The sequence below is a fragment of the Streptomyces sp. A01 genome (genome assembly GCF_059026195.1).
In genome coordinates, this window is sequence record NZ_JBWLKN010000031.1 from 45,785 (window position 1) to 68,896 (window position 23,112).

At 72.9% G+C, this 23,112-nt stretch carries 17 protein-coding genes and 1 riboswitch; of the genes, 9 read left to right on the plus strand and 8 right to left on the minus strand.

The window, feature by feature from the left end; genetic code table 11:
* The first annotated feature begins 15 nt into the window (after positions 1–15).
* The gene (locus AC5P1B_RS30365) at positions 16–621 is read left to right on the plus strand and encodes a TetR family transcriptional regulator (protein ID WP_493891188.1); all 606 of its coding nucleotides are present in this window, start codon (positions 16–18) and stop codon (positions 619–621) included.
* A 178-nt stretch (positions 622–799) separates the two neighbouring features.
* Entirely contained in the window at positions 800–1,423 is a 624-nt protein-coding gene (locus AC5P1B_RS30370; protein ID WP_493891189.1) for a response regulator transcription factor, read from the plus strand.
* 189 nt (positions 1,424–1,612) lie between these two features.
* On the opposite strand, the gene AC5P1B_RS30375 is transcribed toward AC5P1B_RS30370, so the two are convergent.
* The 6 genes from AC5P1B_RS30375 to AC5P1B_RS30400 all read right to left on the minus strand — a co-directional run bounded on the left by AC5P1B_RS30375 (position 1,613) and on the right by AC5P1B_RS30400 (position 10,872).
* Positions 1,613–3,658, minus strand: a complete 2,046-nt coding sequence (locus AC5P1B_RS30375; protein ID WP_493891190.1) for an ATP-binding cassette domain-containing protein — start codon at positions 3,656–3,658, stop codon at positions 1,613–1,615.
* On the minus strand, positions 3,651–5,687 hold the full coding sequence (locus AC5P1B_RS30380; RefSeq protein WP_493891191.1) for an ABC transporter ATP-binding protein: 2,037 nt from the start codon (positions 5,685–5,687) through the stop codon (positions 3,651–3,653). The genes AC5P1B_RS30375 and AC5P1B_RS30380 overlap by 8 nt, the downstream gene beginning before the upstream one ends.
* 260 nt (positions 5,688–5,947) lie before the next feature.
* Positions 5,948–6,079 carry a SapB/AmfS family lanthipeptide gene (locus AC5P1B_RS30385; protein ID WP_493891192.1) on the minus strand — a complete coding sequence of 44 codons (132 nt, stop codon included), beginning with the start codon at positions 6,077–6,079 and terminating at the stop codon, positions 5,948–5,950.
* Between the two features lie 81 nt (positions 6,080–6,160).
* Entirely contained in the window at positions 6,161–9,046 is a 2,886-nt protein-coding gene (gene lanKC / locus AC5P1B_RS30390) for a class III lanthionine synthetase LanKC (protein WP_493891193.1), read from the minus strand.
* A 123-nt stretch (positions 9,047–9,169) separates the two neighbouring features.
* Entirely contained in the window at positions 9,170–9,403 is a 234-nt protein-coding gene (locus AC5P1B_RS30395; RefSeq protein ID WP_493891194.1) for a ferredoxin, read from the minus strand.
* Positions 9,400–10,872, minus strand: coding sequence for an aldehyde dehydrogenase (locus AC5P1B_RS30400; protein ID WP_493891195.1), 1,473 nt, complete (start codon positions 10,870–10,872; stop codon positions 9,400–9,402). The genes AC5P1B_RS30395 and AC5P1B_RS30400 overlap by 4 nt, the downstream gene beginning before the upstream one ends.
* A gap of 749 nt (positions 10,873–11,621) precedes the next feature.
* A riboswitch (cobalamin riboswitch) is annotated at positions 11,622–11,707 on the plus strand.
* A gap of 194 nt (positions 11,708–11,901) precedes the next feature.
* Between AC5P1B_RS30400 and AC5P1B_RS30405 the strand changes: the two genes are divergently transcribed.
* The 5 genes from AC5P1B_RS30405 (at position 11,902) to AC5P1B_RS30425 (ending at position 18,230) form a co-directional block, all read left to right on the plus strand.
* The gene (locus AC5P1B_RS30405; RefSeq protein ID WP_493891196.1) at positions 11,902–13,236 is read left to right on the plus strand and encodes an SCO2321 family membrane protein; all 1,335 of its coding nucleotides are present in this window, start codon (positions 11,902–11,904) and stop codon (positions 13,234–13,236) included.
* Positions 13,236–14,042 carry an SCO2322 family protein gene (locus AC5P1B_RS30410; RefSeq protein ID WP_493891197.1) on the plus strand — a complete coding sequence of 269 codons (807 nt, stop codon included), beginning with the start codon at positions 13,236–13,238 and terminating at the stop codon, positions 14,040–14,042. Before AC5P1B_RS30405 ends, AC5P1B_RS30410 begins: the two co-directional genes overlap by 1 nt.
* A gap of 455 nt (positions 14,043–14,497) precedes the next feature.
* Positions 14,498–15,736 carry a CbiQ family ECF transporter T component gene (locus AC5P1B_RS30415; protein ID WP_493891217.1) on the plus strand — a complete coding sequence of 413 codons (1,239 nt, stop codon included), beginning with the start codon at positions 14,498–14,500 and terminating at the stop codon, positions 15,734–15,736.
* A complete protein-coding gene (locus AC5P1B_RS30420) occupies positions 15,733–17,373 on the plus strand; it encodes an ABC transporter ATP-binding protein (RefSeq protein WP_493891198.1) in 1,641 nt (546 codons plus the stop codon). Before AC5P1B_RS30415 ends, AC5P1B_RS30420 begins: the two co-directional genes overlap by 4 nt.
* Positions 17,370–18,230 (plus strand): ECF transporter S component, encoded by an 861-nt coding sequence (locus AC5P1B_RS30425; protein WP_493891199.1) that lies wholly within the window; start codon positions 17,370–17,372, stop codon positions 18,228–18,230. The genes AC5P1B_RS30420 and AC5P1B_RS30425 overlap by 4 nt, the downstream gene beginning before the upstream one ends.
* Before the next feature lie 93 nt (positions 18,231–18,323).
* Here the strand turns inward: AC5P1B_RS30425 and AC5P1B_RS30430 are convergent, their stop codons facing one another.
* Positions 18,324–18,779 (minus strand): GNAT family N-acetyltransferase, encoded by a 456-nt coding sequence (locus AC5P1B_RS30430; RefSeq protein WP_493891200.1) that lies wholly within the window; start codon positions 18,777–18,779, stop codon positions 18,324–18,326.
* A gap of 332 nt (positions 18,780–19,111) precedes the next feature.
* A complete protein-coding gene (locus AC5P1B_RS30435; RefSeq protein WP_493891201.1) occupies positions 19,112–20,281 on the minus strand; it encodes a steroid 3-ketoacyl-CoA thiolase in 1,170 nt (389 codons plus the stop codon).
* A gap of 227 nt (positions 20,282–20,508) precedes the next feature.
* Here AC5P1B_RS30435 and AC5P1B_RS30440 point away from each other — a divergent pair, with 227 nt between their 5' ends.
* Both AC5P1B_RS30440 and AC5P1B_RS30445 read left to right on the plus strand, forming a co-directional pair.
* Entirely contained in the window at positions 20,509–21,741 is a 1,233-nt protein-coding gene (locus AC5P1B_RS30440) for a cytochrome P450 (RefSeq protein WP_493891202.1), read from the plus strand.
* Between the two features lie 578 nt (positions 21,742–22,319).
* Positions 22,320–23,021 carry a hypothetical protein gene (locus tag AC5P1B_RS30445; RefSeq protein ID WP_493891203.1) on the plus strand — a complete coding sequence of 234 codons (702 nt, stop codon included), beginning with the start codon at positions 22,320–22,322 and terminating at the stop codon, positions 23,019–23,021.
* The last annotated feature ends 91 nt before the right edge of the window (positions 23,022–23,112 follow it).

A 23,112-nucleotide genomic window follows, 5' to 3' on the forward strand; every position in this document is an offset into this window, starting at 1 on the left:
ATCGAAGTGGGACAGATGACCGCAGCCTCCAAGTCAGCCCCACTGCCGCTCACCGAGCGGCAGGAGGCACGCCGCCGCCGGATTCTGCACGCCAGCGCCCAACTGGCCAGCCGGGGCGGCTTCGAGGCCGTGCAGATGCGGGAGGTCGCCGAGAGTTCGGGCGTCGCCCTCGGCACGCTCTACCGCTACTTCCCTTCCAAGGTGCACCTGCTGGTGGCGACCATGCAGGACCAGTTGCAGCGGCTGCACGAGACGCTGCGGAAGCGGCCGCCGACGGAGGAGGAGCCCTCCGCCCGCGTCGCGCAGACGCTGATGCGCGCCTTCCGGGCGATGCAGCGCGAACCGCATCTCGCCGAGGCGATGGTGCGCGCGCTGACCTTCGCCGACCGGTCGGTCAGCCCCGAGGTGGACACAGTCTCCCGGCTCACGACCGCGATCATCCTGGACGCGATGGGCCTCGCGGGCTCGCCGACCCCGGCGCAGCTGTCGGCCGTCCGCGTCATCGAGCACACCTGGCATTCGGCGCTCATCACCTGGCTTTCCGGGCGCGCCTCGATCGCTCAGGTCAAGATAGACATCGAAACGGTGTGTCGTCTCATCGACCTCACTGCCCCCAACTGACCCACCAGGGGGCGCGCGGGGCGCGCTGAGGAACAGAAGGGCGCATCCAACGCTTGCAATGCGCCCCCGCGCCCCGTTTTGGCCAATAACTTTCGTCAACCACCCGGCGTTCGCGGGTATTGATGGACCTCGCTCCGGCGAAGTGCCGGAGACGGGGGGCTTGGGGAGGGAACAGAACGTGATCAGAGTTCTACTGGTCCATGACACCAGGCTGTTACGGTCCGCACTCACCGCTTTACTCAGCACGGCCCACGACATCGAGACGGTGGCGACCTCGTGGCGCAACGCGCCCAGCTCCGCCCGTTCTCTGAGGCCCCACGTGTGCGTCGCGGACATCGACTGCCCCGGGGCCACCGGGATCGCCGGCATCGCGGGCGACCTGGGTATCGGCAAAGTCGCCCCGGGCGGAGGCGAAGGCAGATCCGCGCTCCTCGTCCTGGCGAGCGCGGGACGTCCCGGCCCACTGCGCCGGGCCTACGAGGCACGGGCCCTCGGCTACCTCGACAAGGACGCGGCGCCGGACCGGCTGCTCCAGGCGATACGGCGGGTGGCCAAGGGGGAACGTTACGTCGATGACTCACTCGGCTTCGGATTCATGCAGGCCTCGGAGATCCCGCTGACGCGCAGGGAGCTGAGCGTGCTGTCCCTCGCGGCTGAGGGCGCCTCCATCGGCGATATCGCACGCCGCCTGCACCTCTGCCACGGCACCGTACGCAACTACATGGCCGCCATCACCCGGAAGACCGGCGCCCGCAACCGCGTCGACGCCATCCGAATATCCCAGGGGGCCGGCTGGCTGTAAGGCATCCTCAGCGCCGAGCCCCCACCGAAGCGTTGTCCGAAGCGGCGACGTCCGATGAGTCACCGGAAGGCGTGCTGGGGAGCGCGCCGGGTGAGGCAGCGGACGCGGTGGTCACCGAGGTGGCTGACGTCGCTGAAGTACACGGAACATGAGAAGCAAACAGAAGGACAGGCAGCAGAAGCAGCCGGCTCAGCTGGAACGGCTGAGGTGGCCTGATGTGGCTGATCTGGTTGACGCGGTACCAGGCCGGGCGCCTGGGGCGGTGCCGAGGAGGGCACCGGCAGCGGTGCCCTGCCCGGTGCCTTCCGGAGGGCCTGACGAAGAGCCTGACGGGGTGTCTGCTGGGGCCCCGGGACGGGCGCGGGGCAGGTCCTGTGGGGTGGCCGCGCGGCCACCCGCCAGATCGGCGTAGAGCGCGGAGCTGGTCAGCAGCTCCGCGTGCGTGCCGCTGATCGCGTGCCGGCCGTCCATGACCAGCACGCGGTCAGCCCGGCGTGCCGAGCTGACCCGGTGCGCGATCACGATCAGCGTGCTGCCGGGGCGCCGCGCGAACGCCTGCTCCGCACGCGCCTCGGCCGCCGGGTCGAGATGGCAGGTCGCCTCGTCGAGCAGCAGCACGGAAGCGGGCGAGAGGTAGGCGCGCGTCAGCGCGATCAGCTGCCCCTCCCCCGCCGAGAGCGCCTGCGGATCGACATGCCCGGCGAACCCGCCCAGCCTGCCGGCGAGTTCGGTGAGCCCTACGGCCTCCGAGGCCGCCGACAGCTCCGGCTCCTCCACCGGCGCGGCGCGCAGATAACCGAGGTTGTCGGCGAGCGTCCCGGAGAAGATGTACGCCTCCTGCGGGATCAGTACGCGTACGGCGGCGAGCGCCGCCGCGTTCCCGGTGCGCACACGTTCGCCGCAGAGGGTGATCTCTCCGCTGTGGGGCTCAAGCAGCCCGGCGATCAGGCCCGCCAGTGTCGACTTGCCGATACCACTCGGCCCGACCACCGCCAGATGCCCGCCCACGGGCACCTCCAGATCGAGGTCGCTGACGACGGGCGCCGCGTGCGCGCCGTACGCGAAGCTCACGGAACGGAGCGCGACGGCCGACCGGGGCGCGGCGGGCGGAGCGGAGCCGGGGGCGAGCGGGCGGGCGGGGTCGGTGCTGGGCGGCCGGGGCGGGTCGTCACGCGGGCGCTCGGCGAGGCGGCGTATGACCACGGCCAGCCGTGAGCCACCCGCGCCCAGGCCCTGCATCAGGCTTTGGAGCGCGGGCAGCAGCGACTGCGTGAGGTAGGCGAGGGCGCCGACCAGAGCGCCCGCCGTGACGCCCCGGTCGAGCAGCCAGGGGGTGGCGACCAGCAGCAGCACGATCGGCAGCCGCCCGCCGACCCCGAGGGCCACCACCCGCAGCGTCCCCCAGCGGGCGAGGGCCCGGGCCGCCGCGGCCTCCGCCTCGATCCGTACGTCGGCCTCCGCGCCCATCCGCTCCTCGGCGCCCGCCGCCGTGATGTCCCGCAGCCCGGAGGCGATCTCGCCCAGCGACCCGGCGATGTCCTCGTCGGCGTCGAGGAAGGTCACCTGGCGGCGGGCCAACGGCCGTAGGGACGCCGCGAACAATCCGAGTCCGAGGACGAGTGGCGGCACGATGATCAGCAGCAGTTCGGGGGCGAGCGCGCACAGCCCCGCCAGTGCGCCGATCGCGACGAAGACGAACGAGCGGGAGACCATGACCAGACCGGCGAAGGTGTCCCTGGCGATCTCCACCTGGTGCGTGAGGCGGGACACGGCGGCGCTCTCACCGCCACGCCGCCCGGCGCGCACGGCGTCCAGCACGGCGCGGTCCACGACCCTGCGCACCAGCCCGTCACGCAGCGGCTCGACCAGTGCGGCGATCTCGCGGTAGACGCGCCCCGTGCCGTACGCACCCGCCACGACGGCGAGTGCCGCCAGGCCGAGCCAGCCGAGCCCCGTGTTCCGTTCACCCGCGAGGAACCCGTCGTCCAGGGCGCGGGCCAGGGCGAAGCCGGTGAGGAACGTCTGCCCCGCTTCCAGCACCGACCAGGCGGACAGCCGCGCGAGCACCGGCCACCTGCGGCGCAGAAACCGCAGGCCCTCGGCGTACGGCCGGTTGGTCGGCCCTGAAGCCGTCACGTCGGCGGCGGCTCCGTCGGCGGCGGTCGGCCCGGTAGCGGTCGATTCGGCACCAGTCGGCTCGGTGGCGGCCCGGTCAGCGGAGGTCGGGTCAGACATCGGCGCGGCCTCCCGCCGAAGCGGCCGTCCTGGTGGCAGGCTCGGGGGCGGTCCCGTCGGGTGGCGGTGCGGCCGTCTCGGCGGGCGCGTTGAACGCGGCGCGGTAGTCGGGGCGTCGCCACAGCTCCGCGTGCGGGCCGAGCGCCCGGATGCCGCCGTCGTCGAGCCAGGCGACCAGGTCGGCGCGCGCGGCCGTGGTGGCGCGATGGGCGACGATCAGGCAGGTACGGGAGCGCGCCCCGCGGGTCAGGGCCTCGCCTACGCGCAGTTCGGTGACGGTGTCCAGGCTTGAGGTCGCGTCGTCGAGCACCAGCAGCCTGCCGGGATGCGCGAAGGCGCGGGCGAGGCCCAGCCGTTGCGCCTCACCGCCGGACAGCGGGGCTTGTTCGCAGGGCGTGGCGTAACCGTCGGGCAGCAGCCGGATGAAGCCGTCCGCGCAGGCGTCGCGCGCCGCCTCGGCGACCTGTTCGGGAGGCGGCTCCACGCCCCCGAAGGCGATCGTGCCGCCGATCGTGCCGCCCAGCAGGGCGGGCCGCTCGAAGGCGTAGCCGATCTCCTGGCGCAGCGCGTCGTGGGAGAGGTCGGTGAGCGGCACACCGTCGAGCAGCACCTGGCCGGCGTCCGGGTCGGTGAGCCGCCCGACGAGCGCGGCCAGCAGCGACTTCCCCGCCCCCGAGCGGCCGACGACGGCGACGACCTGCCCGCCGGGCACCACCAGGGACACCTCGCTCAGTACGGTGCGGCCACCACGCGCCACACTCACCCCGCGCAGCTCCAGCGTTCCGCTGGCCGCGCCGTGTCCGGCCGTCGTGGGCGGCAGCCGGCACTCACCGTACGGCGTCGGCTGCTCCGTCAGGACGTCCGCCAGCCGCCGGGCGGCCGTACGGCTGCGCACCAGGCCGTTGAGATGGCCGACAAGCATGCCGAAACCGGTGGCGAGGGCGGCGTATCTGGAAGCGGCGAGCAGGCTGCCGACGCTGAGCGCCCCCGAGGTCAGCCGGACACCGGCGACGGCGAGCACGGCGATCTGGAGCAGCGGGAGCACGGCCGCCGCCTGGGCGCTTGAGCGACCCTGGATACGCCACATGCGGTAGCCGTGCCTACCTAGTTCGGGCAGGGGACTGAGAATACGTGCCCGTTCCCTTTCAGCCGTTCCCGCGGCGGCGACCGTCCGCGCCCCGTGCAGCGTCTCCACCAGCCGCCCGGCGATCAGGCCCTGGCTGTGCTGGTAGCTGGCGACGCTGTCAGTGGTGTCCCGTACAAAGGAACGCAAGAGCAGGGCGAGGAGGGGCAGTCCGACCAGGAAGGCGAGGGCGAGCCATGGATCGATGAGGGCGAGGGCGATCAGCCCGCCCACCGGGGTGATGACGGCGGCGAGGGTCGAGGCGACACTCGTGGGGGCGGTGCCCGCGTGTGCGGCGTTGCCGACGAGCCGGGCCACGAGGTCGCCGGGGGCAAGGCGGTCAGGGCGCGGTCCGAGGGCAAGGGTGTGGCGCAGCACTCGGCGGCGCACCCAGGCCGTGGAGCGGGCGTTGGTGCTGCCGGTGAGGAGTCCGTCGAGGGCGTCGAGGACGACGATCAGCGTGATGATGGCGGCGCAGCCGATGACCCAGCGGTCGGCCGCCGCGCGGTCGGCGAGCAGCAGATCGACGGTGTGGCCGAGGACGGCGGGCAGGGCCAGCCCGGCGGCGGCGGTCGCGGTGGTCAGCAGGCACAGCGCGGCGGCGCGGGAGGCGTTGTGCCGGATGGCGCCCAGCAGCAACCGGTCGGCGGTGCGGGCGGCCTTGGTGGGGGCGCGGTCGGTGGCGCGCGCTTCCGCGGTGTCGGCCTTCGCTTCCGGGTGGGCCACGGCGCCCGCGGTGGTCTCGGCGCGGGGGCTGTCCGTGGCGTGCGGTGGCCGTCCGACGCTGCCCTCGGCTCCCGGTGCCGCCTTGGGACCCTGCTCGGGTCCGGAATGGAGGGGTCCGGAATGGAGGCCGGGTCCGGGGTCGGGCCCGGGGTCGTTGGGGTCCTCGGTGACTGCGGCCATGCGCGGCGGTCCTCGCGTGCGGACGGAAGGACGAACAGGGAAGCGAACAGGGAGCGAGTAGCGGGGAAGGGCGGGTGGACAGCGGTGGGTGTGACGGGTGGTGTGACAGACAGCCGCCGGGCGGGCAGCCACCCGGCGGGGTAGACCGGGCGAGGCGATCCCGGGCAGGGGCCATACCACCCGGGACCGCGTCATTGGCCCGTTGTCATCACAGGCGACTCATGAGCGGATGAACGCCCGTTGGTCGCGGATGGGGACGGTTACAGGCAGAGCAGGAAGCTGTTGGAGCTGTGGGTGTCACAGATCAACAGGCTCAGGCTGCTCTGGTCGCCGCCGCCACCGCCGGTGTTCTCGGTCTCGGTCTCCAGCGTCTGCAGGTCGAGAAGCGACATGGTGTCTTCCTTTCGTTGTGCCCAGCCCGTGGGGACAGGGGTGCGGTTGGTGCGGTACGGCCCCCCGGCGGGGGACCGGCTCTAGGGCCGCCGTAGCGGCGGGAGGAAGGGCAGTGCGGCGGGCGCGTCGTGCAGTGCCGCGCCGAGCGCGAGCAAGCACCCGGCGCCACCGGTGCCCAGGTCCATGGAAAGGCGCATCATCTGGTCGCCGGGAAAGGCCAGTTCGCCCCGGTAGGGCACGACATACCAGCTGAGCCCTGACAGTTGGGCGGACAGGTGGGCGGCGCGGTCGCCGCCGCCGTCCGGGATGGTGGTGCGGCTGAGGTGCAGGATCATCCCCGCGCGGCCGTTGAACAGCCCGGGCTGCGCGTAGTAGCGCAGCCGTGCGGCGGGGAATATGGCGTCCCTGGCGCGGCGCAGGTCCTCGTCGTCGCGGTGGACGAGGTAGCTGTCGATGACCATGCCGATGCCGACGCTGCCCGCCCCGAGGTAGGGCATGGCGCGGACACGTTCGTCCACGAGCAAGGTGCCGTGCCGGTCGGCGACGCACTGGTCGAGGTCCTGGCGCAGCGCGGTCGCCGCGAGGTCGAGGAAGGCGGGGTCGCCGCCGTGTTCGTACATCCGCAGGAAGAACAGGGCGGGGCCGGACGCGCCGTGCAGCAGTCCCGCGCGCCGCACCGCGCCGTCGCCGCCGGACGCCTTGGCTCCAGGGCCCGCGTCCGCCGGGGCGTCGCCCAGCCTGTCGCCGCCGAACCGCTGCGCGAGCAGGTGGGCGGCCTCCAGCGCGCGGTCGCGCAGCGCGCTTTCGCCGGTCGAGCGGGACAGCTGGTCCAGGGCCAGTCCGACCCCGGCGAGCCCGCCGTACAGGTCGGGCACGAGCCGTTGCCATTTCTCTTCGAGGACCCGGCCGACGACCTGGAGGGCGCGCTCGGTGTGGCCGAGCTGGTCGAGGACGTACGCGACGCCCATCAGCCCGTCGTAGAAACCGAGCGGGCTGCCCAGCGGAGGTGGGTCTGTGTGCGTGAGCAGCCACTCCTCGCCGTCCGGGTAGCGGTCGGCGCCTGACTGGTCGAGGGCGTAGAGCACTCCGGCCGCCCCGTGGGCGAGGCCGAGCCCGCCGCCGTCGGCGAACTGGGCGACGTCACCGGGGAAGAGCCGGTCGTCGCGCTGGGGAGTGGCCGAGGCACGGATGGCCGCCACGATCGAATCGCGGCTGCGCGGCCAGTCCGCGGGTCGCACCGGTACGTACGCGCTGCCGCCCGTGCGGCCCTCGCCCGGCTCGTCCGTGCCTCGTTCCCCGCGCACCCCCCACTCGCGTGGGCTCTCGTCCCGCCGCTCTCGCGCACCGCGCGACGGCGCTCCGCCTCGCGGGCGCGCTCCGTCGCGCGACTCCGCCGCCCCGTGGCCCGCCCGGCCGCCGCCGGTGATGACCTCCACGGCTTCCGCGAGGAAGGCGTGTGGCACGGGGAACTGCTCGGCCGCCACCTCGGCGAGGTGTTCCGCCTTGCCGGGGTCGATGGCCAGCAGCGTGGTCATCGGTACGAACAGGGCCAGCCGCAGGCAGGCGAGCGCGTAGTGGTCCACCGCGAAGCCGCGCCGTTCGGCCGGTGCCATGAAGCCGGGGTGGGCGAGGGCCTGCCGCCGCCCCTCGTCGACGTGCGCGGCCGCCTCGAAGTCGAGCAGTTTCACCGACTCCTCGTCGGGAGCGACCATGATGTTGAACATGTGCAGGTCGTTGAAGACGACACCCCGGCCGTGCACGGCGGCCACGGCCTCCTCCACGGCGCGGTGCAAACGCAGTGCCCACTGCGTGTACTCGGCGAGCGCGGTGGGCTCGGGGTCGGTCGCGAGCAGCGGGTGGCGTTGCGCGAAGAAGGAGTTGAGGGTGCGGCCCTCCAGGAACTCCATCACCAGGAAGCGGTGGTCGCCGAGGACGAACCAGTCGCGGACCTCGGGAGCGACCCCGAGCCCGGAAAGCGCCTCAAGTGCCGTCTTCTCCCGCTCCAGCCGGGTGACGGCGTCCGCGCGGTCCGAGGCGAGTCCGGCATACGGGCGGGCCTCCTTGAGGACCACCTTCTCGTCATCGCGGGTGTCGCGTCCGGCGTACACGCCGCCGCCGTTGGAGAAGTGCAGGGCACGCTCGATGCGGTACGGGAGGTCCCCGGTGGTGGTCGCGTTCCGCGCGGCGAGCTGCGGAGCGAGGAAGCTGGGGAGCGGCACCCAGTCCGGGGTGTGGAACGCCGGGTCCCTGCGGTCAGGGACGAGGGTGCCCGTGGGGTCCTCGATCGCGGGGACGAGGGTGCCGCTGCCGTCCACGCAGTAGCGGTGGGCGAAACCGCCGTACCGCACGTACAGCGGCCCGTCGTTCCAGCGCAGGTCCGTCAGGATGTACGGGCCCGGCTCGCCTTCCAGGAGTTCGCCGAGCTCGGTGAGAACGGTGTGCAGGGCGGCTTCGTCGGCCGGATAGATCGTGACGAACTTTCCGCTTGAGCCGCGTCCCGCGTACTTGGAATTGCGCAAGTGAAGTGCGTTAGAGCCCGGTACGAATTTAAACGGTATTTCCCGGGGTATACAGTAGTCCCAGACTTTCGCCGCTGTTTTCTCCGCGTTATCGAGACAGGCGGAGACATGAATCTTCCAGCCCTGCTTCGGGTGCCCCGGCCGTGGAGTACCGTCCGCGCCGACCGGGTTGACGTGAAGCCAGTCCCCGGAGAGGGCGGTGCGCCACCCCTCGGGGGCAGGGCGCTGCGCCGCCTCGTAGCGGGGCCCGCCGCTTACCGTCCCACCGGGGTCAGCGCCCTCACCGGCCCCACCTGGCCGACGGGCGGACCCACCCGGCTGACCGGGCGGCTGGCCGGCCGACTGGCTGCCCGGCTCACGGACAGCGGGCTCGGCAACGGTCAAGCGATCCGGGGTCTCGTAGAAATGCCTGTCGGCCAGGCAGAAGACCTCATATCGCTTGTCCATTGCGCGTCCCCCTCGGTTGCGTTGCTTGAGGGTTCCACGAGAGCCGGGTCAGACAACAGTCACATCCGTCATGAAGATCCTATGCGGAACGCATAAGTAACTTAGCGGTTGCGAAGCCCGGCGCTATTCGGCCGGTGGGAATATGTGTTCGCCATCGGGGGCGAGACGGATGGAGATCGCCTCGACCGGGCAGCACTCCGCGGCGTCGAGCAGCGGCTCTGAGGGAGCCGTCTCGGAGGCGACCGGCTCGGACTGGCGCTCCGCGTTGAGCCGGAACCCGTCCGGCACGCTCCCCACGCACAGCCCCGACCCGATGCACACGTCCCGGTCGACCTCGATCTGCCAGCGTTCCGTCATTCCGCCTCACCGTTCCCGTCCGCCCCGGAGGGCAAGTGGATCATCTTCTGCTCAAGATAGGCGGCCAGCCCCTCGGGGCCGAACTCCCGCCCTATGCCTGAGTTTTTGTAGCCACCGAACGGGCCGAGCATGTCGAGGCTGAAGGTGTTCACGGAGTACGTGCCGGTGCGTACCTGGCGGGCCAGGGCGATGCCGCGTTCGGTGTCGGCCGTCCATACGCTGCCGGACAGGCCGTAGTCGGAGTCGTTCGCGATACGTATGGCCTGTTCCTCGTCCTCGTACGGCAGCAGGCAGATGACCGGCCCGAAGATCTCCTCGCGGGCGACGCGCATGGCGTTGTCGACCTCCCCGAACAGCGTGGGCTCGACGTACCAGCCGCGTTCCCGCGCCGCCGGGCGCCCGCCGCCGGCGAGCACCTTGGCGCCTTCCCGCTGCCCGAGCGCGACGTAGTTGAGCACACGCTCCCGCTGCCGGGCCGTGACCAGCGGCCCGATCTGTGTCGCCGGGTCCAGGGGGTCGCCGACGACGAGCCCGGTGGCGGCGGCGGTGAAGCGTTCGGCGAGTTCGTCGTAGTGGCGGCGCGGGGCGAGGATGCGGGTCTGCGCGACGCACGCCTCCCCGTTGTTCATCCACGCGTTGGGCGTGATCCCCGCGACGGCGGCCTCCAGATCGGCGTCCGGCAGGATCACGGCGGCCGACTTGCCGCCGAGCTCCAGCGTCACGCGCGTGAGGTTGCGGGCCGCGACCTCCATGACGCGCTTACCCGCGGCGACGGAGCCGGTGAAGGACACCTTGTCCACGCCGGGGTGTCCGACCAGGTACTCACTGACCTCGCGGTCGGCCGGGAGCACGGACAGCACTCCTGGCGGCAGCCCGGCCTCGGTGGCGATGTCCGCGAGCAGGAACGCGTCCAGCGGGGTCTCCGGCGACGGCTTGAGGACCACCGGGCAGCCGGTGAGCAGCGCGGGAGCCAGCTTCGCCGCCGCAACGAACTGCGGGACGTTCCACGGCACGACGGCCGCCACCACGCCGACCGGTTCGCTCCGTATCAGCAGCGGCCCGAGGGCCCCGGTCCGCCGCTCCTCGAAGGTGTAGCCCCGGGCGACGGTGAGGGCGCAGTCCCACACCATCATCGCGCCGAGCGCCTGCGCCAGGACGCTCCAGGAGTACGGGGACCCGTTCTGAGCGCTGATGAGCCGGGCGATCTCCTCGTGCCTGGCGGCGATGGCGTCCTTGATACGGGTGACGACGGCGATCCGCTCCGCCAGTTCCATACGGGGCCACGGCCCGTCGTCGAACGCGGCTCGGGCGGCGGCGACGGCCCGGTCCACATCGGCCCGGGCGGCGTGCGGGACCCGCCCGATCACCTGCTCGGTGTGGGGCGAGACGACTTCCAGGGTTGCCGAGCAGGACGGAGCGACGTAAGCGCCCCCGATGAACAGCTGCCCGTATTCGATCAGGTCGCTCATTCCGCTGCCTCCGCGGCTCGGCGAGAATCTGACGCTGCATCAGAACTGATATCAGCTCACGACGGCACGGGCAATGGCCGCGCGGGGCGCACACGGTCGGCACGGGGCGGGAACGCGCCGCGCGGAGCGGAGCCCCCGGCCGCGTGGGCCCCCAGCCGCGTGAGGTGCCTACGCGCGGGCACGCGCCCGCGTGGCGGGGAGCCCGGCGCCGCGGGCGGCGAGGACTGGGCGGCTTCTCTGGCGGCGCGGGACGGGGGCCGGGGACGGTGGGAGAGGCAGGGGCTCGGCGCGAGCGCGCCGTTCCCGCCGGGGACGGTGGGAGAAGCAAGGGCTCGGCACGAGCGCGCCGTTCCCGCCGGGGACGGTGGGAGAAGCAAGGGCTCGGCACGAGCGCGCCGTTCCCGCCGGGGGCGGGAGCGCGGAGCCTGGGGCGGGAGCCGGGAGCGGCTGGGGCTGAGGCGGCGGCCTGGCGACGGAACGGCAGCCCGCAGCCCGACCGGGGCCTGACGCGCGTCCACCGGGGGTGCGATGCGCGCCCCACCGAGGCATGGTGCGCGGCCCCACGGGGGCGTGACGCATGGCCGTACCGGGGCGCTGGTACGTGAGACCCCCACCGGAGCGTGACGCGCAGCACACCGCGCACACCGTTCGCCGGGTGCACCGTTCGCCGCGCACGCGGCCAGGGGCTGACCGGCCGCCGGCAGCCGCCGGATAAGCTGTCCCGGACAACTTCATTCCGCCCCGTCACGGGGGAAGCCGGTGCGAATCCGGCGCTGACCCGCAGCCGTGAGTGCGGCCTGTGCCCTCGGGCGCGGCCGTACGAGCCGGAACACCCGTGCCGAGGCGACCAAGGCTCCCGGAGCTGGTCGCGCCGCCTGGCGGCGCCGCCCGGCCACCGGCACCGTCGAGGTATGCGGAGCTGAGCCCGGTGCCACCGCGCGTCACGTGCGGGTGGATGGCCGTGCGCTGCTGCTTACCACGCGCCGCGATGACCGACACCGCGGTGACATTCACCGAGAGGCACCGACCATGGCCCCCTCCTTCGCCGTCCACGCGCGCCGCGGCGCCGTGGCGCTGGCCTGCGCCGCCGTGCTGGGCACGGCTATGGCGCCCATCGCCACCGCCGACGAGACCCCCGCCCCCGAGGACTCCTCGTCCGCCCCGGCACCGGGTTCCGCGAAGCTGCCCGAGGGGCTGTACGGCAAGAAGGACCCGAAGTTCGACGCGGTGTGGCGGCAGTCGCTCGCGTTCCTCGCACAGGACGCGGCGGGCGTCACTCCCGCCACGTCAGCCATCGACTGGCTCGCCGGGCAGCAGTGCGAGGACGGCGGCTTCACCCCGTACCGCGCGAAGACGAGCACACCGTGCGACGCGAAGAAGGGCGAGTTCAGCGACGCCACGGGGGCGGCCGTGCAGGCGCTTGTCGCGGTCGGCGGGCGCGGCTCCACCGTCACCAAGGGCCTCGACTGGCTGACCAAGCACCAGAACGACGACGGCGGCTGGGGCATGAACCCGGGCAGCCCCAGTGACCCGAACTCCACAGCCGTCGCCATCGGCGCGTTCGCGGCCGCCGACAAGGACCCCGCGAAGGTCACCTCGGCGAAGGGCGGCAAGACCCCGTACGACGCGCTGCTCGGCCTCCAGCTGTCGTGCGACGCGAAGGAGAGCGAGCGCGGCGCGTTCGCCTACCTGCCGGACAAGGACGGCAAGCTCACGCCGAACGGCCTCGCCACCGCTGACGGAGCGCTCGCCGCCTACGGCGAGGGTTTCCTCGTCGACCCGGTCGAGAAGGACGATAACGCGTCCCCCAAGCCGCTGGACTGCGCGGGCGGCGACGCCGAGAACAAGCGCGTCCAGGACCCGGAGACCGCCGCCGAGGCCGCCACCGCGTACCTCGCCAGGACCCTGGCCGCTGACGGCCAGCACCTGAAGTCCGCCATGCCCGGCGCGAAGGCCCAGCCCGACTTCGGCAGCACCGCCGACGCGGTGGTCGCCCTCGCGGCCGGTGACCACAAGCAGGCGGCCGAGGGCCCGCTGAAGTGGCTCCAGTCGGACAAGAGCGGCGCGCTGACCTGGGCCAAGAGTGACCCGGGGGCGCTCGCCAAGCTCATCCTGGCCAGCCACGCCGCGGGGGGCGACCCGCGCGACTTCGGCGGCACCGACCTCGTACAGCAGCTGAACGCCACGGGCCCGGCGCCCGCGGCCACCTCGTCCGACAACGGCGACGACGCCGACAAGAATGACAAGGGCGACAAGGACAGCGACGGCGGCAACACCGGCATCTGGTGGATCATCGGCGTCGGCCTGGTGGCAGGTATCGGCATCGGCTTCCTGCTCAGCGGCCGTAGGAAGCAGCGCTCCTGATGCGCGCGGGACACGCGGCGCGGCGGGCCACCCCATCGGACGCGCCCACAGGTGTGAACGCGCCGAGGCAGGCCGCCCCCTCGCCGCGTGTCCCCCGGACACGGCCGCGCGCGGTGTTCGCCGCCGCCTTCGTCTGCCTGGTGACGAGCCTGCTGGCCGGTTTCGCCGGGGCGGCTCCGGCGTGGGCCGAGAGCTACCGTTACTGGTCGTTCTGGGAGCGGGACGGCCAGCGCTGGTCGTACGCCGTGCAGGGGCCCGCCACCGCGCGGCCCGGCGATGGCGACACCATCGGCTTCCGCTTCGCGGTCAGTGAGGACTCCCGTGACGCGGTGCGCCCGCGCGGCGGCTCCGACTTCGCCGCGATCTGCGCCGGTACGGCTGAGAAGAGCGGCAAGAAGCGCGTCGCTGTCGTCCTTGACTTCGGTACGGCCAAGGACGCGCCGGGTGGCGACCGGCCGCCGGAGCCCCGGCGCGCGTGCGCGCGTGTCGACGACGACGCCTCGGCGGCCGACGCACTGGCCTCCGTGGCGAAGCCGCTGCGGTACAACTCCGTCGCCTTGTTGTGCGCCATCGCCGGGTATCCGGAGTCGGGCTGCGTCGAGCAGGCCGGTGGCGGCGGTGGCGGTGGCGGCGAGTCGCCGGGGGCTTCGGCCGGGGACGACGCGACGCGCACACCGGGCGGCCAGGCCGACGGGAACGGCGGTGGCGGCGATGACGGCGGTCCGTCCGTCGGGCTGCTCGGCGGCGTCGCCGCCGTCGTCGCGCTGGGCGCGGCGGCGCTGTGGCAGGCGCGCCGACGCGGATGAGCGACGAGGAACGCCCCATGGCCGACGACAGCGACCAGCGCCCCGGCCCAGGGCCCCGACAGGGCGCCCAGGCGCCCGGCGAAGCTTCGGAGCAAGGCGCTCGCGACGACGCCCACCGGAGCCCGGCCGCACGCACCTCCCGTACGAACCCGACCGCCGAGGGATCGGAAACAGCCCCCGCCGCTCACGACCGCCCCAAACCCCCGGCCGGACGCACCGCACGCATGGACCCGACCGCTCGCGCCCCGCGCACAGAGCCCACCACGCACAACTCGGAGTCCGACCCGGCCGCCGGCGGACCGGACTCCGCCCCGGCCGCCCGTGCCGCACGTCAGGGACCGGCCGTACGTGCCCGGCGCCCGGCTCCCGTCGCGCGCCGGGGTGCCCGCCGGGCCCCGGCCGAGCGTCACGCTGGCGACGCGCCGTCGCGGCCGGGCCGCCGCCTGCCGCGGCTGGTGCTCGCGCCCGTCACCACCCGCTCGCGGGCCCTGCACGCCGGGGCCTGGTGGGTCTGGGCGCTCGGGCTCGCCGCCGCCGCGTCCCGCACGACGAATCCGCTACTGCTCGGCCTGCTGGTCGCTGTCGCCGGGTATGTGGTCGCGGTGCGGCGTACGGAGGCCCCGTGGGCCCGCTCGTACGGCGCGTTCCTCAAGCTCGGCCTCGTGGTGATCGCGATCCGGCTGGTCTTCGCCGTCTTCCTCGGCTCCCCGATCCCCGGCACGCACACCGTGATCACGCTGCCCGAGGCTCCACTGCCGGAGTGGGCCAACGGGGTGCGGGTCGGCGGCCGGGTCACCGCCGAGGGGCTGGTCTTCGCGCTGTACGACGGGCTGAAGCTGGCCGCACTGCTCATCTGCGTCGGCGCGGCCAACGCCCTCGCCAATCCGGCGCGGCTGCTGAAGTCCCTGCCCGGCGCGCTGTACGAGGCGGGCGTCGCCGTCGTCGTCGCGATGACCTTCGCGCCCAACCTCGTCGCTGACGTGCAGCGGCTCCGCGCCGCACGCCGTCTGCGCGGGCGGGCCGACCGGGGCGTCAAGGCCCTGCTCCAGGTCGGGCTGCCCGTGCTGGAGGGCGCGTTGGAACGCTCCGTGGCGCTGGCCGCGGCGATGGACGCGCGCGGGTACGGGCGTAGCGCCGACGTGCCGCCCGCGGTTCGGCACACCACGACCGCGCTGACGCTGGGCGGGCTGCTCGGCGTCTGCGCCGGTACGTACGGGCTGCTCGCCGCGGAAGGCGCCGGGTACGGGCTCCCGGTGCTGCTCGCCGGGCTCGCCGCCGCGCTCGCCGGGCTGTGGCTGGGAGGCCGCCGTTCGATCCGTACGCGGTACCGTCCTGACCGGTGGGGCGCACGGGCGTGGCTGGTGTCCGGCTCGGGGGCCGCGGTCGCCGGCTTGATGATCTGGGCGGGTTCGTACGCACCGGGGGCTCTGCATCCGCCCGCCGTCCCGCTCACCTCTCCCGAGCTCCCGCTGTGGCCCGCGCTCTCGGTACTCCTCGGCCTGCTGCCCGCCTTCGTGGCCCCCGCGCCGCCCAGCCGCTCCGCATCCACCGCCCCGGCCGCCCCGTCCACAGCCTCCACATCGCCCGCCGCCTCCGGCCCGGATACGTCGTCGGGCCGGGGCACCTCGTCCGGCCCGGGCGCCTCCCACTCCCTCTCGCCACTCCCCCCGCTCTCGAAGGAGGCCCCGAAGTGATCCGCTTCGAGGAGGTGTCCGTCACGTACGGCGACGCGTCCGAACCCGCCCTGAGCGGTGTGGACCTGACCGTCCAGGAGGGGGAGCTGTGTCTGCTCGTCGGCCCGTCCGGAGTCGGTAAGTCGACTCTGCTGGGCGCCGTCTCCGGTCTGGTCCCGCACTTCACGGGCGGCACGCTGCGCGGCCGGGTCACCGTCGCGGGCCGCGACACCCGCACCCACCAGCCGCGTGAACTCGCCGACGTCGTCGGCACCGTGGGTCAGGACCCGCTCGCCCACTTCGTCACCGACACCGTCGAGGACGAACTCGCCTACGGCATGGAATCCCTCGGCCTCCCGCAGGACACGATGCGGCGCCGCGTCGAGGAGACCCTGGACCTGCTGGGGCTGGCACCGCTCCGCGACCGGCCCATCGCCACCCTGTCCGGCGGCCAGCAGCAGCGCGTCGCCATCGGCTCCGTACTCACCACGCACCCCCGGGTGCTCGTCCTCGACGAGCCGACCTCCGCACTCGACCCGGCGGCCGCCGAAGAGGTGCTCGCCGTCCTCCAGCGCCTGGTACACGACCTCGGCACGACCGTGCTGCTTGCCGAGCACCGGCTTGAGCGGGTGGTCCAGTACGCGGACCAGGTGATCCTGCTGCCCGCGCCGGGCGCGGCGCCCGTGCTGGGCGACCCCGCCGAGATCATGGCGGTCTCCCCCGTACACCCGCCGGTGGTGGCGCTGGGCCGCCTCGCCGGGTGGTCACCGCTCCCGCTGTCCGTACGGGACGCACGACGCAAGGCGGCGGCCCTGCGCGACCGGCTGTCGCCCCACCCCGGCACCGGCCCGGCCCCCGGCCACGCGCCGACGCCGACCGCGCCCGGTGACCCGGCCGGCACGGTCGGCACGGCCAAGGACTTGTCCGTACGCCGGGGCAGGACCGACGCCCTGCACCGGGTGAACCTGTCCGTACGCCCCGGCGAGACGATCGCCCTCATGGGCCGCAACGGGGCGGGGAAGTCCACGCTGCTCTCGGCGTTCGTCGGTTTGCACGAGCCGTCGTCGGGAACGGTGCGGGTGGGGAACGTCGCCCCGCACCGCACCCGGCCCGGCGAGCTGCTGCGGCACGTGGGGCTGGTCCCGCAGGAGCCACGTGACCTGCTGTACGCGGACACCGTGGCGGCCGAGTGCGCGGCCGCAGACCGGGACGCCGATGCGCCGCCCGGCACCTGCCGGGAGCTGGTGACCAGCCTCCTGCCCGACGTGGCCGACGCCACCCATCCACGCGACCTGTCCGAGGGGCAGCGGCTCGCGCTCGCCCTCGCCGTGATCCTCACGGCGCGCCCGCCGCTGATCCTGCTCGACGAGCCGACGCGGGGCCTGGACTACGCGGCGAAGGCCCGGCTGGTGGAGATCCTTCGCTCGCTGGCCTCGGAGGGCCATGCGACCGTGCTGGCCACGCACGATGTGGAGCTGGCCGCCGAACTGGCGCACCGGGTCGTCATCCTGGCCGACGGCGAGGTGGTCGCCGACGGGCCGACCGCCGAGGTCGTCGTCTCCTCGCCCGCCTTCGCGCCCCAGGTCGCCAAGGTGCTGGCGCCGCTGCCCTGGCTGACGGTGCCGCAGGTGGCGCGCGCACTGGAGGCCACGGCGTGAGCGATCCGACGACGACCGGCCCGGCGCCCGGCGCCCAGCGGCAGGCCAGGCCGATCCGGCTGGGTCCCCGGTCGGTGGCCGCGCTCGCGCTCATCACGGCGATCGGCGTCGCCGCCTTCGGCTGGCCGCTGCTCGCCGACTCCAGCTCGGGCCTGGCCCACTCGCGGGACGCGCCCTGGCTGTTCGCCGCGCTGCTCCCGCTGCTGCTCGCCGTGGTCGTGGCGACCATCGCCGATACCGGACTCGACGCCAAGGCCATCGCCATGCTCGGCGTGCTCGCCGCCGCCGGTGCGGCGCTGCGCCCGCTCGGCGCGGGCACGGCGGGCATCGAACCGATGTTCTTCCTGATGGTGCTGTCCGGGCGGGTGCTCGGGCCGGGCTTCGGCTTCGTGCTGGGATCGGTGACGATGTTCGCGTCCGCGCTGCTCACCGGCGGGGTGGGGCCGTGGATGCCGTTCCAGATGCTGGCGATGGGCTGGGTCACGATGGGCGCCGGGCTGCTGCCGGGGCCGCACCGGCTGCGGGGCCGCCGGGAGCTGCTGCTGCTGGCCGCCTACGGGGCGGTGGCGTCAGCGCTGTACGGCTTGATCATGAACTTGCAGGGCTGGCCCTACATCGCCGGAATGGCCTCCGGTGTGTCCTTCGTTCCCGGCGACCCGCTGCCGGAGAACCTGTCCCGCTTCGTCGCCTACCACCTGGCGACCTCGCTGGGCTGGGACCTGCCGCGCGCCGTACTGACCGTCGTCCTCGTCCTGACCCTCGGCGGCACCATCCTGAAGGCCCTGCGCCGCGCCACCCGCCGGGCCGCCTTCGACGCCCCGGTGACCTTCCGGCCGGAGGCGGCGCCCCCGCCGTAAGCCCCCGCCGTAAGCCCTCGTCGTCATCCGGCCGCGCCCGTCATACGTCCCCGCCGTCACCGGGGTGGCACCGTCACCGTGGCGACGCCGGGGTCAGCTGATGGCGAAGGTCAGTTCGGGGCGTTCCCAGCCGACCACCGGGGGGTTGGCGGGCACGGTGCCGGTCCGCTCCGCTCCGACGCTGAGGTAGAAGCCCTCAGCAGGGGGATGCGAGACGACGAGCACACGCTCGACCCCGTACGCCCGCGCCTCTTCCTTCATGTGCTCCGTCAGCCGCCGCCCGATGCCCAGGCCCTGCGTCTGGTCGGCGACGAACATCAGGTCCAGCTCAGGCGGGTCAAGGACAAGGGCGTAGAAGCCGAGCAGCCGGTCATCCGCGTCCGTGGCGACGTACACACGGTGGCTGGCGATGTAGTCGGCTCCGACCCGGTAGCCCGCGATCACGGACGCGTAGCCGCCCTCGTAAGCACGCGAACGCCGGATGAGCGCCGTCAGCCGCTTCGCGTCCCGCGCCGTCGCCCGCTTGATCACCACACGCGCAGCGGCCATGCCGCCCGTTCCCTCCCACACGCCCGCGCCCCACCGCCGCTCACTCGCGCCGCGAGACCCCGAACACGTAACGCAGCAAGTACGTAACTAGTAAAATTGCGCTACGAGTATTACACGGGCACCCGCACGCCGCCCACAACCAGGCCCGCCCGGCACCGCCAGCCGAGCCCGCCCGGCACCCGGCCAACCCAACCCGCCCGAGCACCACCCATCAAGCCCGTCCGGGCAGCACCCATCAAGCCCGTCCGGCGCTTGAGGACACAGCACCCCACCCTCGGCGCCACCACAGCCGCCCGCCGCAGCCGCCGCTGCAACCCGCGCCAAAACCCCCGTCACAGCCGCTGAATGATCGTGCCCGTGGCCAGCCCCCCACCCGCGCACATCGTGATCAGCGCGAACTCCTTGTCCTGCCGCTCCAGCTCATGCAGCGCGGTGGTGATCAACCGTGCCCCCGTGGCGCCCACCGGGTGTCCCAGCGCTATCGCGCCACCGTTGACGTTGACCTTCTCCAGGTCCTGCTCGAAGACCTGGGCCCAGGACAGCACCACCGAGGCGAACGCCTCGTTGATCTCGACCAGGTCGATGTCGGCGAGCGTCATCCCGGCCTTTCCGAGGACCGTGCGGGTGGCGTCGATGGGCCCGTCGAGGTGGAAGTGCGGGTCGGCGCCGACGAGCGCCTGGGCCACGATCCGGGCCCGTGGCCGCAGCTTCAGGGCGCGCGCCATGCGCTTGGACGCCCATAGGACGGCGCAAGCGCCGTCGGAGATCTGCGAGGAGTTGCCCGCCGTGTGGACGGCGGTCGGCATGATGGCCTTGAGCCCGGCGAGCGCCTCCATGCTGGTGTCGCGCAGTCCTTCGTCGCGGTCCACCAGCCGCCACATCCCCTGCCCGGCGGCCTGCTCCTCCTCCGTGGTCGGCACCTGCACCGCGAACGTCTCGCGTTTGAACCGCTCCTCCGCCCACGCCTGGGCCGCCCGCTCCTGGGAGATCAGCCCGAGCGAGTCGACCCGGGTCCGGGTCAGCCCCCGGTGGCGGGCGATCCGCTCCGCCGCCTCGAACTGGTTGGGGAGGTCCACATGCCACTCGTCGGGCCACGGCTTGCCGGGGCCGTGCTTGGAGCCGCTGCCGAGCGGAACGCGGGACATGGCCTCCACTCCGCAGCCGATGCCGATGTCGATGACACCGGCGGCGACCATGTTGGCCACCATGTGGTTGGCCTGCTGGGAGGAGCCGCACTGGCAGTCGACGGTGGTGGCGGCCGTCTCGTACGGCAGCCCCATCGCGAGCCAGGCGTTGCGGGCCGGGTTCATGGACTGCTCACCGGCGTGCGTGACCGTACCGCCGACGATCTGTTCGACGCAGTCGGGCTGGATGCCGGTACGGGCGAGGAGTTCGCGGTAGGTCTCGCCGAGCAGGTAGGCCGGGTGCAGATTGGCGAGCGTCCCTCCCCGCTTGCCGATCGGGGTGCGTACCGCTTCGACGATGACGGGTTCCGCGGCCATGACTCGTCCTCTCCTCGCATGCGCGGGGCGACCCGGCGCCCCCGTGGGGCCCGAAATTAGTACGCGTTCTCATTCCGGAAATTCAGTCTGCGGAGGCCGCGCCCGGCGGCGCAAGGGTCATGCACACGCGTTGTGTGCGACAGATGACGCTGCGCCTCTTGCCTCTTGGAGGACACCTCACTACCTTCGGCGCACTATCTGATGGCCCGTCAGAGATGGAGGAGCCGATGTCCTGCCCAGCGCTCCCCGACGGTTTCGATTTCACCGACCCCGGACTGCACCAGTGGCGCGTGCCGCTACCGGAGTTCGCCAAGCTGCGGCGCTCCGCCCCGGTGTGGTGGAACGCCCAGCCGCGCGGCGTGGCGGGGTTCGACGACGAGGGCTACTGGGTGGTGACCCGGCACGCGGACGTCAAGGAGGTGTCCACCCGGCCCGAGCTGTACTCGGCGCACGAGAACACCTCGATCATCCGCTTCCACCCGACCATCAGCCGGGACCAGATCGACGCCCAGCGGCTGATCATGCTGAACATGGACCCGCCGGAGCACACCCGCGTCCGGCAGATCATCCAGCGCGGCTTCACCCCGCGCGCGATCCGGGCACTGGAAGACGCCCTGCGTGAGCGCGCGACGGCGATCGTGGCCGAAGCGAAGGCCAAGGGCAGTGGCGACTTCGTCACCGACATCGCCTGCGAACTGCCGCTCCAGGCCATCGCCGAGCTGATCGGCGTCCCGCAGCGGGACCGGGCCAAGCTGTTCGACTGGTCCAACAAGATGATCGCTTACGACGATCCGGAACTGGCCATCACCGAGGAGGTCGGCACCGAGTCAGCGATGGAGCTGATCTCGTACGCCATGAACCTCGCCGCCGAACGCGCGGAGTGCCCGGCGAAGGACATCGTCAGCCGGCTCATCGCCGCCGAGGGGGAAGGCAACCTGTCCGTCGACGAGTTCGGCTTCTTCGTGCTGCTGCTCGCCGTCGCCGGGAACGAGACCACGCGCAACGCGATCAGCCACGGCATGCACGCCTTCCTGACCCACCCCGGCCAGTGGGAGCTGTACCGCGCCGAACGGCCGGTGACGGCGGCCGACGAGATCGTACGGTGGGCGACACCGGTGATGGCCTTCCAGCGCACCGCCACCCAGGACACCAGCCTCGGCGACGTACGGATAGCCGCCGGTCAGCGCGTCGGACTCTTCTACTCGTCGGCCAATCACGACCCCGAGGTCTTCGACCGCCCCGGGGAGTTCGACATCACCCGCGACCCCAACCCGCATCTCGGCTTCGGTGGCGGCGGCCCGCACTTCTGTCTCGGCGCCAGCCTGGCGCGGCTGGAGATCGACCTGATCTTCAACGCCATCGCCGACGGCGTCCCCGACATCAGGCTCACCGGCCAGCCGCGGCGCCTGCGCTCCGCGTGGCTGAACGGCATCAAGGAGCTCCAGGTCGCCTACGGGTGAGCGCGTCGACGCCTCTCGCCCGGCGAGGCCGGTGCCGCTACTGGCCGACCTCGCGCCACCTGGTTACGGTGGCGCCGCCTGCCTGGTGCTCCGTCACGTGACCGGACTCCGGCCCGGGGAGCTCCGCACCGACTCGCGGGAAAAGGCACGTGCGGGGACCGGGGCCGCGCGGCTCGGACCGCACGGAGTCGCCTCGCAACGGCCCGCACCGCGCGCGGAACGGGGCCGCGACGGGGCCCATCGCGGCCCGTCCCGGCCCGTTTCGGCCGACTCCCCGCCCCTCCTCCCTCGCGTGCCCGCTTCTCGTGCTGTGCGCACTCACGGCCGGTTCTCGCCAAATGTGTCTTCGAAGTCATTGGCTGGGTGAGCCGCTACCTGCGCATCGATGGTGCACAGAGGCATCGCCCGTACTTCCATCGGTTCGTCAACACCCCCTAGGCAGGCCGGAATCCGCCCTGACCGATCTTGTCGCTGATCACGGGCAGCTTTACGCTCGGACCCGTCACGTCAAGTGACACGCCCGGTCTCATGTTGTGCGCGGAAGCCCCTCCGCAGAGCCGCTCTCAAGGAGCCATATCATGACGAACCGCACGCGCCATTCCCGTCTTCTCACCACCTCCGCCGCCGGTTTCGCGGCGGCCGCCGCCCTGACGCTCACCCTCACCGGAACCGCCCACGCCGGTTCGCAGGACGACGCACGGAGCACGGCGCAGGCCGGGTCCACCACGGTGACACCGGCGGGCCACTACTTCAGCGCCAAGCAGGCGGGCGCCGTGACCCTGAAGGCCGGTGCCATGAGCGTCACTTGCGACGTTTCCCACTCGGCGTCGACCGGCGTCGGCAGTGCCAACCAGGTTCCCGCGGCGCCGAACAACACCAACGCCAGCGGCCCGGTCAGCGGCACCATCTCCGCACCGGTCTTCGCGTCCTGCACGACCAATGTGCCCGGGGTGGACGCGACCATCACCACCTCGGGCACGTGGGGCCTGTCCGTTCAGCACGGGACCCCGACCACCGCGCAACTGACCTTCCCGGCGGGCGGATTCGTCCTGAAGACCACCGGCCTTGCCACCTGCACCGGCACCGCGGGGTCCGGGACCGCCAACGGCACCTGGACCAACGGTTCCCCGGCCAAGCTCGCCTACGTCGACGCGGGCGTTTCGGTGAACATCGTGGGTGGCGTGGGCTGTCCCACTGATGTGACCTCTGCTTCGTTCAGTGCCACGTACGACGTCAGCAACGACACCGACCCTGCCACGCCGATCTCCGTAACCGGCTGATCCACCTCCTCGCTCACGGCCGCCCCGGCCGGTCCCGGCGCACCTGCCGGGACCGGCCGGGGCGGCTCCGGTCGGTCCGGGCTCCGGCGAA